The following is a 15,876-nucleotide window of genomic DNA, read 5'->3' as shown; positions in this document are numbered from 1 at the left end:
CTTGTGGCATTGGGGCGATGGATCGGTGGCAGTGGCTCGGTCGCAATGGACTCGGTTATGCAAATGGCTCCAGGAGGCGGTTGACATCGACGATAGCTTTCGAAAGTCGTCGCACCAAATCTGATGTCTGCGAAGGCTCATCGGCTTTCCCGACTCGTTCGACCTCGGCCGCGAGAGTCTGCACTTGCATTGCACCCAAATTTGCGGCGATACCGCGAAGCTGGTGGGCCGGCTGAACAGCGTCTTCCATTGCGTCTCGCTCAGCGGCGTGTTCGATCTCGCTGAGGAGTGGTCCCGCCTGGGTCGAGAACTGCTTGACGAACATCGCAAAGATCGCTTCGTCACCTTGCAGCCGGCCCATGGCGCCTTCGCGATCAAGCACCTCGCTCTCTCTGGGGTTGATCTTACCGCTTTCCGCTTCATAGGATTCGAGAGCGTTTGGGCGATGGCTCTTGATCGATTCAATTGCTTTGAATAACTCATCGATGTCGACTGGCTTGGGAAGGCAGGCGGTCATGCCGGCGGCTTGGCATGCTTGGCGATCCGATTCGGTGCTGCGGGCACTCATCGCGATGATCGGTAGGTCGCGACACTGGGGAAGCTTGCGGATCTCTTGGCAGGCTTGCAGTCCATCCATGTTCGGCATTTGGATGTCGAGAAGCACGACATCGAACGTGGATTGGCAAGCGTGCTTCGTGGCCTCTACGCCATCGCTGGCGAAAGTGACTTCGCAGCCGCGGCGTGACAAAAGCCGCTTCATTGCCCGTCGATTGGCGGGAACATCGTCGGCTAAAAGGACGCGAATTTGTTTGTTGTTCATCATTTGTTACGCATGTACTTTTGCCAGCGTCACTTCATTGGCTGATTCGTTGAAGGCGATGTCGTCGACCAGCGAGTGCATCAGTGTCAGGCCGCGATCTTTGCCGGCATCGAAATAGTCACGCAGGTCATGCCCGGCGCGTGACAATGCATCGAATCCATGACCCTGGTCGCAGATCGAAAATCTCGCAAAGTCGCGGTGAAGTTCTGCGCGAAGTCTCGCGCGCCGATCCCGGAGATTCGGTTGACGCGAACGTGCTTCAATCAGACGGTTGACTGCAAGGTTGCCACCACTGCGACGAGCCGCAGCCAATTCCATTTCACCGATCTCCAGGTTTCCATGCAAGATCGCATTGCTGATCGCCTCCTCTAAGGCGGTGCAAGCACGGATGCGGTCAGACGGATCGCCGATCTGCATACTGGACATTGTTCGGTGGATGGTGTTAACAACCGTCTCGATCATGAACAGGTCATGTCCGATTTCGAAATGGAACACGCTAGTTGTCATCAGTTTGCCGGACAAGCTTCGACAGCGGTCGGTCATTGCCCGGTTGACCAAGCGAGCTACCGTCAGGGATAAACGATCGCCCAGTTGCGATTTGGGGACGTAGCTCGATGCCCCGTTGGTAAGTGCTTCGGCGGAAATGTCTTCATTGCCGCACGCCGTCATCAACACAACCGGCGTTTGCGAATAATGTTTTCGCATTTCTTGAACCAATTGCAATCCGCCTTTGCCGGGCATCACTATGTCAGTGACGACCGCGTCGATGCGTGACTGGGACATTCGTCGCAGTGCGTCATTTCCGTCTGAAGCAAATTTGACATCAAAGGTCGTCTGCTGGTTGAGCAAACCACCGACCAGACGTCGGTCGACTCTGGAGTCGTCCACAACCAAAATGACAGGTTTCATTCAAGCGGTCCATTGAAGGGCTTGTATCGCAACACGCGGCGCGAGGCATGGGATTGTCCCAGCTGACGTGTCGCCGATCGCTAAAAGCGATCGGACGAGGCTGGGGCAACGCACGATCTGTGCCAAACCGTGGTGTGCGTTCCGGCGAGACCCGTAAATCCCTGTCTTGACGAGGGTTACAGTGCTGCAAGATTCTGAGGAGGCAGGCACACCGTCTCGGTTAGTCGGTCACGGCCTGACCAGAGTGGTATGGCCGGTAGCAGCTTGGCACGCTGAAGCAGGTCAGAAAGCAACCCGTCGGTCAGCTGATGCTTCAGGTCCCCTGGCAGTGAAATGGCTGTGCCCAGGCTATCGCATCACGAGGCAAAACGAATGGGGTTATTTTTGAATTGCGTCTGCAGAATGTCCGGAGACCTTTGGAAGTTTAAACCAGAACGTGCTGCCAACGTCTTGGTTCGCGACGACCCCAATGCTTCCGCCATGATTGTCAATGATCCGCTGGCAGAACGATAGGCCGATCCCTGTACCGGAGATGCCTGTCGATTCATGAACGCGAGTGAAAGGGTTGAAGATCAATTCGCGTGAAGCGGCGGGGGTTCCGAGGCCGTTGTCACGAACCGTGATTTGAAACTCGGTGTCCTGTTCTTCGCACATGACATGAACCCGAGGTGGTCGGGTCGGATCGCAGTACTTGATGGCGTTGCCGATCAGGTTTTTCAGCACTTGTCGCAACTGTATTTCGTTTCCATGAACCATTGGCAATTCTCCTGCCGTGACTTCGGCAGCAGACCTTTCGATTTCTGAACGGAGAGCCGTGATAACGTCATCGAACACAGGCTGCAGGTCGATGTCCGCGAACTGGGCGCTATCGTTTTCAACTCGAGAATAGTTGAGCAGTTCGGTTACCAATTCAGACATGCCTCGGATCGCGGCCTCTGCGTCATCGATCGACTCGCAGCAGTCGTCGGAGAACGATTGGCCATAGTCTTCTCGGATCAAAAACAGGCAGCACGAAACGACGCTCAGGGGTGAACGAATCTCGTGGGCAATCGTGTGGGCGAAATGTTTGAGTTCTTCGTTGCTGCGTTCGAGTCGCTTGGCGTAGTCCGCCAATTCTCGCTGGCTGCGTTTTCGCTCGATGGCGTAACGGATGGATCGCAGCAGAATTTGACTATCAATGTCGGACTTGACCAGAAAGTCGTCGGCTCCCTGGTGAACGAGGCTGCTGGCAAAATCGAGGTCGTCCAGCGAGGTCAGGACGATCGTCGGGACGCTGGGCACCGCATCAATGAACCGTGGCAGCGTTTCAGTGATTTCGCTGTCGGGTAGGCTTAAATCCAATAACACAGCATCGAACTCATTTTCGCTTGCCGCAGCAATCGCGTCTGCAAGCGTCTCCGCTGCGGTTGCTTCGATCGTCGAAAGCCGTGCCTTCTTCAAGTGTCGGCGCACCAAGTGCGCATGCGTCTCATTGTCCTCAACGAGCAGCACCTTCAATAGTTTATTCTTTTCCACAGCTTCACTCTCCTTCGGGCGGTTCATTCCAAACACCCCAATACAAACACAGGTCGGAAACCAACTGGCGAAAACGCTCGAAGTCGACGGGCTTGACGACGTAGCTGTTCGCGTGGTGTCCGTACGCTTTGGCCCGATCGGACTCCGCATCGGAAGTCGTCATCACGACGACGGGGATCCTGCGAAGCGCTTCGTCCGTCTTGATCGTCGCTAGCACCTCGTGTCCGCTGACTTTCGGGAGTTTCAGATCCAGCAGCACCACATCGGGGTGGGGTTTGTCGGTGTGCTCGCCTTCTTGCCGCAAGAAAGCGATCGCCTCCGCTCCGTCGGCAACACGAAAGACTTGATTGTGTACACGAGCTTTTTTCAAGCTTCGCATCACCAAGTGGGCGTGATTGTCGTCGTCCTCGACCAATAGAAACGTCATCAAGTGGGGTGTCATGCCTTCTCCCTGAGTGCTCATTGTGAATTCCGCCACGCGTATTGATTCAAACGCTGGTGCGGCGATGCTACAATCGTTGAATGGCTTCGCATTTTGGAAATTCAATCCAGAAGGTCGCTCCTTGATTGGGACGGGACTCGACCCAGGCACGTCCGCCGTGCATGCGGGCGATTTTGCGAACCGAGGCGAGCCCCAAACCCGTCCCTTCCTTTTTTGTTTCTAAGCGTTGGAAAAGTCCGAACACTTTCTCTTGGTAGTCGGGTTCGATACCGGGACCGTTGTCGCGGACGTAGTAACGCTGGTGGTGAGAGGACTCGGCCGATCCGATCTCGATCCGTGGATTCTGGACATCGCCGGCGTATTTGATTGCATTGGAGATCAAGTTGTCGAACACGCGTCGGAGGTCGCTTTGATCGGCCCGTACGTGTGGAAGTTGGTTTTCGACCACGACTTCTATTCCTGCCTCGTCGGTGCGTTCTTTCATTGTATCGATGACCTCTGCGACCAACTCAGCGACGTCAACGTCGGTCACGTCCAGTGGCTTGCGGCCGATACGGCTTAACTCCAATAGATCATCGATGATTTGACTCAGTTGGCTCGTGGCCACGTCCATCCGATTGATCGAGTCAATCACCTCGTCGTACTCCTCATCAGCCAGGTCCTCCCGCATCAATCCGAGCATCCCTTTGCAGGAAACCAGGGGGGATTTGAGGTCGTGTGAAACGGTGTAAACGAACTGTTCCATCTCATGCGACTTGTCTTTCAAGGCGTTGTTCAGCGCAGCGAGTTGTTGGGTTTGCAAGTAGACCGTTTCTCGCATTCCGTCGAGTGCCTCGCCGACTTGCCCCACTTCGTCGTTGCCGGCATGTGGAATAGGTTTGGAAAGATCTTGCGCGTCATGCACTTCGCGGGCATAGGTCGCGAGTTTGCTTAAATTGCGTGCGAATCGGTCGCCGAGCAAAAATGAGAACATTAGGCTCCCCAAAATGCCGACAACGCTAATTAAGATCAGGCCATTGCGAGCGTTCTCGTAAGACCGTTTGCTTGACGATTGCAACTCGTTGATTTCCTTTTCGCTGCTAACGACGATCGATTCGAGCAGTTTTTCGCTCTCGTCGGCCAGGGGGCCGCCGACGCCGTAGGCCAAGTGGAATAACCGATAGTTGCCGCTTTCGCCCATCAACGCTTGAATCGCATCAGCGTGCCTGCCGTACTGCTCGAACGCATCTTTGGCAGCTGAAACCATCTCCTCGTTAATGCCATCGCGTGTAGCCAGTGTCTCCAACGCGTTGCTGACCTCCGATCGAAGCGGTTGAACCTGGATCACGAATTCGTCCGCTGCCTTTGCGTTGGATGCCAGAATCAAGTTCTTTTCGATGCGCTGTAATTGTAGCATCGACAAGCGAATGTCAGCGATCAGCCCTGCTGTGACGACATCATCGGTGATTTCTGAGCTTGCCTTGACGAGGCTCTGCTCCATGGTGTCGATTTGTTTTTGAGCCTCACCCACGGAAAGGTTCTTGGCTTTGACATCGGAGTTCAGGCGAGTCAGGCTGCGTAGTTGCCGGTGGTTGAGTTTCCACTGGTTCCATGTTCGTTTGAACTCATCGAGTAGGCCGCGTGTTTCATCGGTGACTAAGTCGCGAAGCTTCTCGGCATTTGCATCCAGTTCATCCAGCGATTCGTCAATCGTTGAAACATAGCGTTCCATCTCCACTTCGCTTTTCGCTAAGATCATGTTCTTTTCGGCCCGCGTCACCGTGACCAGGTCTTGATTCATTAACGACGCCAACTTGGACTTGGCGGCAGACACGTCGACGATACGGTTCATCCGATCGTTCAGTGATTGCATTCGCGACAGGCCGCTGACGGCGATCAGCGTCGCGGCCAAGCCGACGACAATCGTCGCCAACAAAAGTTTTAAGCGAATTGGGATCGCCATCGTCCAGCGACTGCCGCTGTCTTTTGGGTTGCCGATGTTACTCATGCTGATCGCCCATGCCATCACCATCTGACGACACACGATGTTCTACGGACAGACCAAGTTCCCTGATCTTTTTACGCAAGCTTCCTCGGCTGATTCCCAGGTCAGACGCAGCCTTCGATTGATTGCCATCGGATTCTTCCAGCACACGAGCGACAAGGTATCTTTCCATCATTTCGAGCGTCTCGGCGTACAGGTTTGTTGATTCGGCTTGGCGTCGCTGGTCGACAAAGGTTGCGAGGTTACGCGTTGCGTCGGTTTCCGGTAGCCCGGCGTGAACGTTGGCGAAACGGTCCGAGTCCTTGGTTGCGTCGCCGGCGCGATGGCGGCGTTCTGCTTGCTTTGGATTCTGGTCCGCTTCCGATGCGAGCCACGCACCGGGTAGCGTTTCGGGAACCAGTACGGGGCCCGTCGCTTTCAGGACCGCCTTGCGGATGACCGATTGCATTTCACGAATGTTTCCCGGCCACGAATGAGACTGCAGCAGCGCCATCGCTTCGGGGGCAATGCCTTGCATCTCCTTCCCAGCTTCGCGGCTGTAGCGGAGTACGAGATACTCAATCAACCGAGGCACATCTTCTTCGCGGTCGCGTAGCGGCGGCAGGTCAATGCGGTAACCATTGAGCCGGTGGTAGAGATCGAGTCGGAACTCGCCGTCGTCGATCATCTGCTCGAAGTCGCGATTCGTCGCACAGATGATTCGCACGTCGGTTCGGATCGTCTCGCGGCCGCCGACCCGTTCGAACGCTTGTTCTTGCAGCAACCGCAGCACTTTGCCTTGCACCGAAGGCGACATGTCCCCGACTTCGTCCAAGAAGAGCGTGCCGCCGTCACATTGCTCGAACTTGCCAATCCGGCGTCGGTCCGCACCGGTGAACGCCCCTTTCTCGTGCCCGAAAAGTTCGCTTTCTAGCAAGGTCTCCGACAAAGCCGCGCAATTGACTGCCAGAAAAGGTTCTCCGGCGCGATGGCTGTGCTGGTAAATGGCGCGGGCCACTAATTCTTTACCCGTGCCGCTTTCGCCACAGATCAGGACCGTTACGTCCTGCTTCGCCACTCGGCCGACATCCTTATAGACCTCCAGCATCGGCGCACTTCGGCCGATCATCGAATCCTGGTCGGCTTCGTAAGCGGCATCGTCGTCACCGGCAATCATGCGAACCGGTACCTGCATCATTCGCCTGGCTTGGATTGCTTTCGAGGCGACCTGTTGGACCTGAGCCATGTCAAGCGGTTTGAGCAGAAAGTCGTATGCGCCGACTGTCATGGCTTCAATCGCCACGTTGCTGTCATCCGAAACAGTGATGAAGACGATTGGCAGTTTCGGATCGAGTTTGTGAATCGACTCGGTCAGCTCCAGGCCCGACATGTCCGGCAACCGGACATCCAAAAATAATGCGTCGGGCTTTTTCGACTGGATCGCGGCGAGTCCCTCTTCAGCCGTATCAGCGCAGTGAACATCGAAATCAAGTTTACGGAGCGCAGCGGCGATCAGCTGACCCACCATTTCGTCGTCGTCGATCACCAGAATGTTTGTCATGGGGCGTGGCAGTGGTGAGCGTCTTGAGCGTTCGCTGGGTGTCCGGAAATTGTGGAAATCATTGCGACGGGAATGTCCGAAGCATTTGGCATTCCTATCGCGAGATTTTAATTCTTCCTGTGCCGAATGCGAAGATGATGCTCAATGCTATCCGTCAACACACACCCGTACCCGATCGACAAATTGCAACTCCCTGGTCTCGGCTGGGCGCTTCCACCGCATGTCGAAAACCTCCGTCTCGGATTTGCCCCGATCGATCGGACATCAGGCGAGGTTTCAGCAGCCGGCACCTCCATTGGCGCTGTCAGGAGACAAGGCACGGCTCGTGCCAATGTGGTCATGTCGTGAGCATCGATCAGGATCGAAACGTGCCAAGTGTTGGGGTTGGTGCGGCAAAGTCGCGTTTTTAACGGGGAAAAGCTTTGGCACGCCGTGAGCGTAGGCGTTCATTCCATCACAACTCGCACCGGTTCGACGCAGCGCTCGGAGCGGGGTGAATGAAAAAACAGTAGCCACCTGATTGTCGCTGATCGTTCGGACAGTCAAACACTTCGCATTTTGACAGACCGGCGAATGGATCAGGGGGGACGCGAAATGGAGACTTGTCATGAATGTCATCAAATCAGCAGCAACGCTAGTTCTCGCAGTGATCGTCGTATCGCCAGCCCTGGCCGACCGTAACGGAGATCGCGTCAGACAACCTCCTGATCAAGTGATCGAATTTGGGATCCGCGACGAGTTGCAATCACGGTTTCGCTTGGACCATCCAGACGTCAAGGCCCGAGTGATGGCAGGCAAAGTGACGCTCGAGGGCGAAGTCTCTTCGTTCAACGATCGTATGCAACTTGAGCAACAAATCAAGCAAATTGATGGCGTGCGGTATGTCCATAACCGCTTGCACGTCAAGCGATTCGCATTTGACAGAGAGCCTCTTCAACAGCGATGGCAAGACGACAAGTTGGGTTTGGCCGACCAACGGAACTTTCGTGGGGAAATTCAATGGAAAGGGGGCGATGAAATGATCGTCAGTGTTTTCGACGAGGGCCCGGTTGAAGTGACCCTCGACGAATCGACCTACGTGACACTCGACGGAAAGCGTGTCGCCGACAGCATGCTCGGCCAGGGACTGCTGGTGTCTATCCAGGCCAAGCAAGACCGGGGTGAACTTGTCGCTCAAGCCGTTGCCGCCCACTCGCCGAAGTAGCCGGTTATGCGGAAGCGAGGGTGATTCAAACGGACATTCATCTCACGGCAATTCGATGCCGAGGCCGTGGTTGACTCGGTTGGTGAAGTTCGCCAGTGCCACGGCTGCGGCGAGCGTGACCAGTTGTCGATCGTCAAGGAACGTTTTGATTTCCACAACGAGGGCCGCATCGACGTCGGCCTTCTGCGTCAGTTGTTCTGCGTAACGCAAAACGCTTTGCTCTTTCTCATCAAACAAATCGTTCGCGTCAGCGTTCATCGAGTCGAGTTGCTTGTCGCTCAATCCCGCTTTCTTGGCAGCTTGGCGGTGATAGTGCGAGCAGTAGTCGCACGCGTTCAGCTGCGACGCCTTGTAGTAGGCCAACTCGCGATACTTTGCAGGCAAGTCGTTTTGTAGGCCATCGTTGATCTGCGTGACGCCTCCCAGGACGTCGGGCTGGTGCGCGAGCGTGCTGAAAATGTTTAGCGATTGCCCGAACTTTTCTTCGATCGCCTTGAGCAGGGGTTTGGATGCTTCGGGAGCTTGGTCAATGGTGAGCGGTTTTGCGTGAGGCATAGAAATTCTCCGTGGAACTGAAGTTGCGTGGCGATCGATGCGGCCGTTTCGAATTCGATCGCTTCTGATCGGTTGGTTGTGATTGTCAAAAGCAGCGAAGTCGGGTGCGATTGATTCTCGCTATGATGAAGAAGATGCAGTAGTGCAAAGATTGTGCCGCTGGGGGGCGTGCGATCCGATGCGGGGCGAGGCTGGTCGACAATCGCTCAGGTTGGTTGTTGGGGAGCCGAAGCTGTCTAACGGCATCATTCAAGACGAGGTTCGCGAAGCAGTTTCGACGTCGCCGGCACGGCGTTGGAGACGAGTTGCTTGCGACAAATTTGTGAGACGCTGCTGGGGGCTTTTGCCTTTTCTGACGACAGATTGAGTGAAACCTCGCGATTGTTGCGAACCAGGGACTGTATCGAGCGTCCTAATGACCAACAAGACGCCTGAGCCACGGGGCCACACGGCCGGTTGGAAACCGGGCGAATGCGTCAGCCGTTTTTATTGTCATTTGCTCGTGAGAGTAACCATGCGTGTGTCATTTCAATTCTTCGTCATTACGAAATCTGGCGCCGAGTAATCGGATGCCGAACGAAGAGCTTTTGCACACTCAGAATTTACTTTCATTAAGCGATAGGAACCATGGAAACGACAACCGAAATCAACTTCGCGACGAGCGTGGCAGCACGCGTCGCCGGAGAAGACATCAAACGGGGAGACTACGTCACGGTCTTGAACGAGATTGTCGAATTGCCTTCGTACCTGTGGGGTTGCTCCGGTGTCATGTTACCAGCGGACGAGCCGGTGCGAATCCGGTACATGCCCTGTGACGCCGGCCAGCCCTTCAAGGTCGTCGCCGTCTGCCTGCCGTTCGTTTACACCAAGCGACCCAAAGGCGACACGAAAACCTTCGACACACGCCAAAACCAACTCGTCCGGCTTGATCCGGGCAGTGGCCGCTCGGTGTGGAAACGGTTGCGAAAGCATTTGAAGAAGAAGCGGAAATAGGAAGACGCCCGTGACGGAAAGACCTGTCGCGGGCGTTTTCTCGTTTCCGGTACAATCTGAAGCATCAAACGCAACAGCAGTTGCGGAACGCCCCGCAAGTTTCTCAGCTTCGTTCTTCGCCAGTGCAGGGAAACTTCCCTCTCACCTCCTAATGTCCATCGACCGCGACACGATCGAAAACAATCTTCGTCTGCACGTCGATCGGCTTGCGGGACTGATCGGTCCGCGCACACTGGGGCAGCCCAAAACGATTCAGGCCACGATCGGCTACATCGAGGGTCAGTGGTCGGAGATGGGCTACAGTCATCAACGTGAATGTTATGACGCGATCGGTGACGAGGCCACCAACCTGATCGTCGAGTGTCCCGGCACCAAGCGAGCGGATGAGATTGTTCTGTTGGGAGCCCACTACGATACGGTCTATTGCACGCCCGGCGCCGATGACAACGCATCCGCCGTGGCGGTTTTGATCGAGGTCAGCCGATGCCTGCGCGAGCACACCGGCAAACGAACCGCCCGTTATGTGGCGTTCGCGTGTGAGGAACCGCCGTATTTCAATGTCGACTCGATGGGAAGCCAGCACCATGCCCGCCAATCACGTCGGCGCGGGGACAACATTGTTGGCATGCTGTGCCTGGAAATGGTCGGCTATTACAGTCTCAGCAAAGGCTCACAGGCTGTTCCACCGGGAATTCCCAAATGGATGCATCGGTTCTTTCCGCAGCGAGGCAACTTTCTGGCGGCCGTCGGTAATCTGCCATCCTGGAAACTGTGCTGGAGATTCCGGCGCGGTTTCAAACGCGGCACGCGTCGAATGCCCCTGTTCTCGATCTGTCTGCCGGAAAAGATCGGCGAGATTCGTCTCAGCGACAACAGCTCGTTCTGGGACCAAGGCTATCCCGCACTGATGCTCACCGACACCAGTTTCTTGCGGAATCCGAATTATCACCAAGCCACCGACACACCGGACACGCTCGACTACCCACGAATGACCGAAGTCACCCTCGGCGTCGCAGCGGCGATGCGCAAGCTGCTCGGCTAGTATTCCGCTGCACCTTGGTTTCCGGGTAGTGGACGAGGCGACGAGTCCTCTGTAGTCGGCATATCGGCAAGGACTCGTCGCCTCGTCCACGACCCGATAATTGAGCGGCGATCGACTGCTAGTCGCAATCACGAGCCGGTGGGCCACTTGCGCCGTTGGCATGCGTCCGACCATCGCTTTACCCAGTGATTTTGTTTGCGTTTGCGAAGCCGATTGCGTACCTTGGGTTTGATGGCTCCCCCGGTTGGGTGATTGCCTGGGAATCTACGTGACCTGCCGGGCAGACGTCCAACGCCGGGGAGTTCGAGTTTTCCGCAGAGTATTCCGCTGGGTTTTCCATTCAAGCTTCGCATGATGGTGTGCTAGGCGAGCGGATGTGATCCCAGGTCATTGAGTGCAACGGCCTTTTGCAACGGCCTTTTGGAACGGCCTTTTGGAACGGCAGCGGACTGATCGTACAGCCAAGGGGGCGATCTGTGTCGGTCCGCCATGGAACTCGCCTGTCCCGTGTCGGTTTCCCGTGCGATTTCCCTCCGCATATCGATTCCATGTATTGTCGAGACGCAGCCAAATGAAGCCTACTCACGCGGTCACGCTTTTCGCCGTGTCGGTGTTTGTCCTTGTGGCATTTTGGTTTCCTTTTGCCGGGACGCCTGGATCTGTGTCCTATGGCGATGATGCGATCGAGCAAGTGGTTGTGTCGTCGTCGGGGAACGAAACACCACGGGTGTCGTTTTCCGAAACAATTGCACCGATCTTGAAACGCAACTGCAGTCAATGCCATGGTGAGGGCAAGCAGGAAGCCGGGCTGCGTTTTGATGAGCTCGATCCGGCGATGTCGTCTGATCAAGACGTGTCGGTTTGGTCGTCGGTCCGCGATGCGTTGAATGCTCACCAGATGCCGCCGCCAGAGGAGACGCGTCAGCCCAGCGAGCAAGAACGACAGCAAATCGTGGCATGGATTGACGCGTCGTTTGAGCGTGTTGCCCAGCGGCGGCGGGCGAATCGATCGTCTTCGATGCGGCGTCTGACCGTCGCCGAATATGAGCACACGCTGCAAGAGCTATTCGGCGCGAAGGTTCCATTCGCAACAAATCTTCCCGCCGCACCTTTGTCCGAGTACGGGTATTCGCGCGACGCGGACCTGCTAGGCGTGTCCGCGCTCGAGCTTGAATACTTTCTTGCCATCGCGCGACAAAGCGTCGACGACTACGTGATTTTCGCGGGACACATCCCCGACAGCGAGCACTATCTGATCGAGTTCGAAGACGTTGAATATCGTCCCGGCGTGGCCGGCGGCTACTCGGTCGATGAGCCGTTGACTGAGCAGGAGTTGTTGGAGAAACGACGGGCAAGGGATGTCGGGCCGGCCATCTATTCGGACCGGACGTTGTTCCCGTTGCCAGATGGACCACTCGATCTGAGCTCTGAGGAATTGAATCGGTCTGACCGACAAAAATTCCACCAACAATTTGCCAGATTCAAGAGCCACCAGCTTCACAAAGCCGGCGAATTGGTCGCCAGGGTCTATGTCGCTGCGAAACTGGGTGATGACGGTTCGGCGCCTCGACTTCGATTTCGCATCGGCGACACGTTGGGTATGGAGTTCGCCGAACCCATTCCGGGCGAATGTGATGTCACTGCATCGCCTGAGAAGCCGCAGGTCTGTACGTTCCGGATCCCGTTTCGCCACATACCCACCGGGACGACTGAAGACGAGGAGGATGAGGAGGATGAGGAGGATGAGGAGACGACGCTGACGCTTTCGGTGTCCAACGCATCGCATGATCCCGATGCGATCTTCGACGTGGTTCCGGAGGGCTACAACTATGCCCCAGGTAAGTCGGGGCTCATGTCGCGATACCGGAAGACGCTGGCGGATTCGATCGTCAGCAAGGCCGCGATGCGGAAAGCCGGTGTGAATGAGCTTTACCTCGATGCGATCGAAATCGATCTCGTGCCGTTCGGCCTGGACATGCACGCAAGGCTATGGCGAATCGATGCGCAACGAGCCAATTTGAATGCGGGTGCCGACGCACGTACGGTTGCGGAGGAATCACTGCAAGCTTTTATGCAGCGTGCCTATCGCCGTTCCATCTCGCCGGCAGAATTGGGCTCGATGATGTCGCTCTACGATCAATTTCGCAGTGAAGGGGACAGCTTTGAGGATGCTCTGAAAGAAACGTTCAGCACCGTGCTGATCTCCGACCCGTTCTTGTATGTCGCCGCGCCGATTCCACTGGAACAGCATCAATCGATCTCCGAAGAAGAGCGTCGCCAGCTTGCCTCTCGGCTTTCGTATTTCCTGTGGAGCGGTCCTCCAGATGATCGGCTGCTTGAATTGGCGTCTCAAAACCGGCTCAGCGACCCTGGCACGCTTGCCACTGAGGTCAGTCGCATGCTTGGTGACCGTCGCGCTCGCCGTTTCAGCGAACGATTTGCTCGTGAGTGGTTGCGGTTGGACAAGTACGGTCTGGTCGCGATCAATCCCGAATTCTATCCGCACTATGATGAAGATCTCGGGCAGGACATGGTCTCGGAGGCAATCACGACGTTTCAGGAGATTTTTCACGGTGCCAGAGATGCGCGCGAATTGATCGCATCGGAGACGGTGTACGTCAATCAGCGTTTGGCTCGCCATTACGGGTTGCCGCCGGTGACGGGCGGTAAGTTGCAAGCGGTTGCCGTGCCGGACTATCGAACGCGTGGCGGGTTGCTTCATCAGGGTGCGATTTTGACCATGACTGCAGACGGGGCCGAGTCAAATCCGATTTACCGTGGGGTCTGGATTATGGAACGTCTGTTGAACGATCCCCCACCGCCTCCGCCTCCATCTGTTCCGGCACTAGACGCATCCTCGGCAGATGTGGGTCCGCTTACACTCAAGCAAAAGATCGAGCTTCATCGCCAACAAAGTGCTTGTGCGGCGTGTCATGCCAAGATCGATCCCTGGGGATTGGCGCTGGAGCATTTCGATGCGATCGGCGCCTGGCGTGAAGCAGCCCTGGTGATCAATCCGGACACGGCCGCCCGGTCGTTTTCGCCCGTCGACAGCAGTACCGTCCTGCCCAGCGGCGAGGAAATTGAAGGGTCAAGCGACCTCGTTTCGTACCTCGTTGGCCAACGGCAAGACGAGTTCACGCGCGGCTTGACCTGGCACATGATGACTTACGCACTTGCCCGCGCGCCGAATCTCGGCGACGAATCCGAGCTGGAATCGATTCATCGCTATTTCCGGACGTCCGGCTACAAGCTGCCGTCGCTCGTTTTAGCCATCGTGCAAAGTGAATCGTTCCAGGCGGTGCCTGTAAGCACAGCAAGGGACAAAGCAGATTCGTTGCAAACAAAGAATGCCCCGACAGCAACACTGATTGGAGAGAGACAATGAGTCAGTTTTCTCGTCACCCCCGCCGCAAGTTGTTGCAACTCGGATTGGCTGGCATGGCCCTGCCCCCGCTTGCTTCGTTGCTCGGAGCGTCAAAGGTAGCCCGAGCAGCCACGACGACCCAGCGACCAGCCCGGCTCGTCACAATCTTTTTTACCAATGGCGTTTCGCTGCCACCGGAAGGGCACCAAAGTTTTGACGACTGGCACTGGTTCCCTCATCATCCCGGTCCAGATTATGTGATGACAAAGACGCTTCAACCGCTCGCCGCACTCCGCAGCGAACTTTCGATCCTGTCCGGTTTTTCGCATCCCCATCTGCGTTCGAATATCACGCATTCCTGCAGCGCGCAGTTTCTGACCGGCGACGACCAGTCCAAAGGCTACAAAAACTCGATCAGCTACGACCAGGTCTTCGCCGAAAAGATTGACGGCGCGACACGATATTCGTCACTGGCATTGTCTGCGTCGGGAGGTACGGGAAGCTTGGGCCGTCCCGCAACCATTTCGGTCAATCGCGATGGTGCACTGATTCCAGCCTTGTCGGATCCGCAACAGATTTTCAACCGCTTGTTTGTTGTCGATGCCCGCGGCGCCGAGGCGCGGGCCAGAGCGATCGCCCGTGACCGCAGCATTTTGGATCGGGTGAGTTCAAGACTGTCGGGCCTCAATGGCGCGCTTTCTGCAGACGACCGGCATCGCCTGGATGCCTACTTCACCGCAACGCGAACCTTGGAAAGGCAGCTCGAACGTGCCAATGAATGGTTGAACGTCCCGAAGCCCGAAGTAGATCCTGGGGCATTTGATTTGGACGCTGAACCGACGCGCGAGCTGGGAACGAACTACGTGCGCACAATGTTCGACCTCATCCATATGGCACTGCTGACCGACTCCACGCGAGTCGTGACGTACCAGACCGCCATTGAAGGCGGCAGCGGTCGAGGCAATCAACTTCCCTACGCAGCAGGTCTTTCGCTGCATCATCACCAACTCAGCCATAGCGCCGCTCGAGACGAAGGTGGTTGGGAACGCTGGGCAAAATTCGACCAGTATCTGACCGAACGCCTCTCGGAGTTCTTGACGAAGATGGCTGAAACGCCTGATCCGCTGGCCGAAGGCAGCCTGCTGGACAACACAATCGTGCTCTACGGCAGTGGCACCAGCAAGACGCATGTCGGCAGAAACTACCCGCTGATCCTTGCCGGCGGCAAAAATCTCGGCGTGAAGCAGGGCGCATTCCATCGATTCGAAGACGAACGCCCGTTCAATGACCTGTTGCTGACGCTCTTGCAACGTGTTGGTGTCGAAACAGAAAGCTTCGGCGACAGCGAATCAGTTGTTGACCAGATTCTGGTTTAGCGGCATCATCGGGCGACGGCGAAACCAGTACCATCAGGATGCAACGCGCGATCCGGGATACTCACTGCCGTCCTGATCCGGTCCGATCCCGCTTTCGAAAACAACACCTTCGAAGGAGTTGGCCGTTGA

General features: G+C 56.2%; 12 protein-coding genes. 5 read left to right on the top strand and 7 right to left on the bottom strand.

Going from position 1 to position 15,876, the window contains the following annotated elements; genetic code table 11:
* Positions 1–55: 55 nt before the first annotated feature.
* The 6 genes from TBK1r_RS19810 to TBK1r_RS19785 all read right to left on the bottom strand — a co-directional run bounded on the left by TBK1r_RS19810 (position 56) and on the right by TBK1r_RS19785 (position 7,210).
* On the bottom strand, positions 56–823 hold the full coding sequence (locus TBK1r_RS19810; protein WP_145214461.1) for a response regulator: 768 nt from the start codon (positions 821–823) through the stop codon (positions 56–58).
* Positions 824–826: 3 nt separating this feature from the next.
* Positions 827–1,729 carry an ATP-binding response regulator gene (locus tag TBK1r_RS19805; protein ID WP_145214459.1) on the bottom strand — a complete coding sequence of 301 codons (903 nt, stop codon included), beginning with the start codon at positions 1,727–1,729 and terminating at the stop codon, positions 827–829.
* 378 nt (positions 1,730–2,107) lie between these two features.
* Positions 2,108–3,244, bottom strand: a complete 1,137-nt coding sequence (locus TBK1r_RS19800; protein WP_419580176.1) for a sensor histidine kinase — start codon at positions 3,242–3,244, stop codon at positions 2,108–2,110.
* Positions 3,245–3,248: 4 nt separating this feature from the next.
* The gene (locus TBK1r_RS19795) at positions 3,249–3,707 is read right to left on the bottom strand and encodes a response regulator (protein WP_145214453.1); all 459 of its coding nucleotides are present in this window, start codon (positions 3,705–3,707) and stop codon (positions 3,249–3,251) included.
* A 46-nt stretch (positions 3,708–3,753) separates the two neighbouring features.
* Positions 3,754–5,709, bottom strand: coding sequence for an ATP-binding protein (locus TBK1r_RS19790; RefSeq protein WP_145214449.1), 1,956 nt, complete (start codon positions 5,707–5,709; stop codon positions 3,754–3,756).
* Positions 5,666–7,210 (bottom strand): sigma-54-dependent transcriptional regulator, encoded by a 1,545-nt coding sequence (locus TBK1r_RS19785; RefSeq protein ID WP_145214446.1) that lies wholly within the window; start codon positions 7,208–7,210, stop codon positions 5,666–5,668. Before TBK1r_RS19785 ends, TBK1r_RS19790 begins: the two co-directional genes overlap by 44 nt.
* A 607-nt stretch (positions 7,211–7,817) precedes the next feature.
* Between TBK1r_RS19785 and TBK1r_RS19780 the strand changes: the two genes are divergently transcribed.
* On the top strand, positions 7,818–8,414 hold the full coding sequence (locus TBK1r_RS19780) for a BON domain-containing protein (RefSeq protein WP_145214444.1): 597 nt from the start codon (positions 7,818–7,820) through the stop codon (positions 8,412–8,414).
* Positions 8,415–8,456: 42 nt separating this feature from the next.
* Here TBK1r_RS19780 and TBK1r_RS19775 read toward each other — a convergent pair whose 3' ends face one another.
* Positions 8,457–8,969: a carboxymuconolactone decarboxylase family protein gene (locus TBK1r_RS19775; protein ID WP_145214441.1), complete on the bottom strand. Its 513-nt coding sequence runs from the start codon at positions 8,967–8,969 to the stop codon at positions 8,457–8,459.
* Between the two features lie 627 nt (positions 8,970–9,596).
* Between TBK1r_RS19775 and TBK1r_RS19770 the strand changes: the two genes are divergently transcribed.
* The 4 genes from TBK1r_RS19770 to TBK1r_RS19755 all read left to right on the top strand — a co-directional run bounded on the left by TBK1r_RS19770 (position 9,597) and on the right by TBK1r_RS19755 (position 15,747).
* Positions 9,597–9,962, top strand: coding sequence for a hypothetical protein (locus TBK1r_RS19770; RefSeq protein WP_145214438.1), 366 nt, complete (start codon positions 9,597–9,599; stop codon positions 9,960–9,962).
* Between the two features lie 151 nt (positions 9,963–10,113).
* On the top strand, positions 10,114–11,004 hold the full coding sequence (locus tag TBK1r_RS19765; protein ID WP_145214436.1) for a M28 family peptidase: 891 nt from the start codon (positions 10,114–10,116) through the stop codon (positions 11,002–11,004).
* 571 nt (positions 11,005–11,575) lie between these two features.
* Positions 11,576–14,392, top strand: coding sequence for a DUF1592 domain-containing protein (locus tag TBK1r_RS19760; protein WP_145214433.1), 2,817 nt, complete (start codon positions 11,576–11,578; stop codon positions 14,390–14,392).
* Entirely contained in the window at positions 14,389–15,747 is a 1,359-nt protein-coding gene (locus TBK1r_RS19755) for a DUF1552 domain-containing protein (protein WP_145214430.1), read from the top strand. The genes TBK1r_RS19760 and TBK1r_RS19755 overlap by 4 nt, the downstream gene beginning before the upstream one ends.
* Positions 15,748–15,876 lie beyond the last annotated feature (129 nt).

Source organism: Stieleria magnilauensis (assembly GCA_007753675.1).
GTDB lineage: Bacteria > Planctomycetota > Planctomycetia > Pirellulales > Pirellulaceae > Stieleria > Stieleria magnilauensis.
The sequence above is the reverse complement of the archived record's forward strand: the minus strand, read 5'-3'. Positions and strand labels throughout refer to the sequence as shown.

Coding starts and splice junctions, on each gene's coding strand:
- TBK1r_RS19810 (WP_145214461.1), bottom strand. CDS start 823: ATGATGAACAACAAACAAATTCGCGTCCTTTTAGCCGACGATGTTCCC.
- TBK1r_RS19805 (WP_145214459.1), bottom strand. CDS start 1,729: ATGAAACCTGTCATTTTGGTTGTGGACGACTCCAGAGTCGACCGACGT.
- TBK1r_RS19795 (WP_145214453.1), bottom strand. CDS start 3,707: ATGAGCACTCAGGGAGAAGGCATGACACCCCACTTGATGACGTTTCTA.
- TBK1r_RS19785 (WP_145214446.1), bottom strand. CDS start 7,210: ATGACAAACATTCTGGTGATCGACGACGACGAAATGGTGGGTCAGCTG.
- TBK1r_RS19780 (WP_145214444.1), top strand. CDS start 7,818: ATGAATGTCATCAAATCAGCAGCAACGCTAGTTCTCGCAGTGATCGTC.
- TBK1r_RS19775 (WP_145214441.1), bottom strand. CDS start 8,969: ATGCCTCACGCAAAACCGCTCACCATTGACCAAGCTCCCGAAGCATCC.
- TBK1r_RS19770 (WP_145214438.1), top strand. CDS start 9,597: ATGGAAACGACAACCGAAATCAACTTCGCGACGAGCGTGGCAGCACGC.
- TBK1r_RS19765 (WP_145214436.1), top strand. CDS start 10,114: ATGTCCATCGACCGCGACACGATCGAAAACAATCTTCGTCTGCACGTC.
- TBK1r_RS19760 (WP_145214433.1), top strand. CDS start 11,576: ATGAAGCCTACTCACGCGGTCACGCTTTTCGCCGTGTCGGTGTTTGTC.
- TBK1r_RS19755 (WP_145214430.1), top strand. CDS start 14,389: ATGAGTCAGTTTTCTCGTCACCCCCGCCGCAAGTTGTTGCAACTCGGA.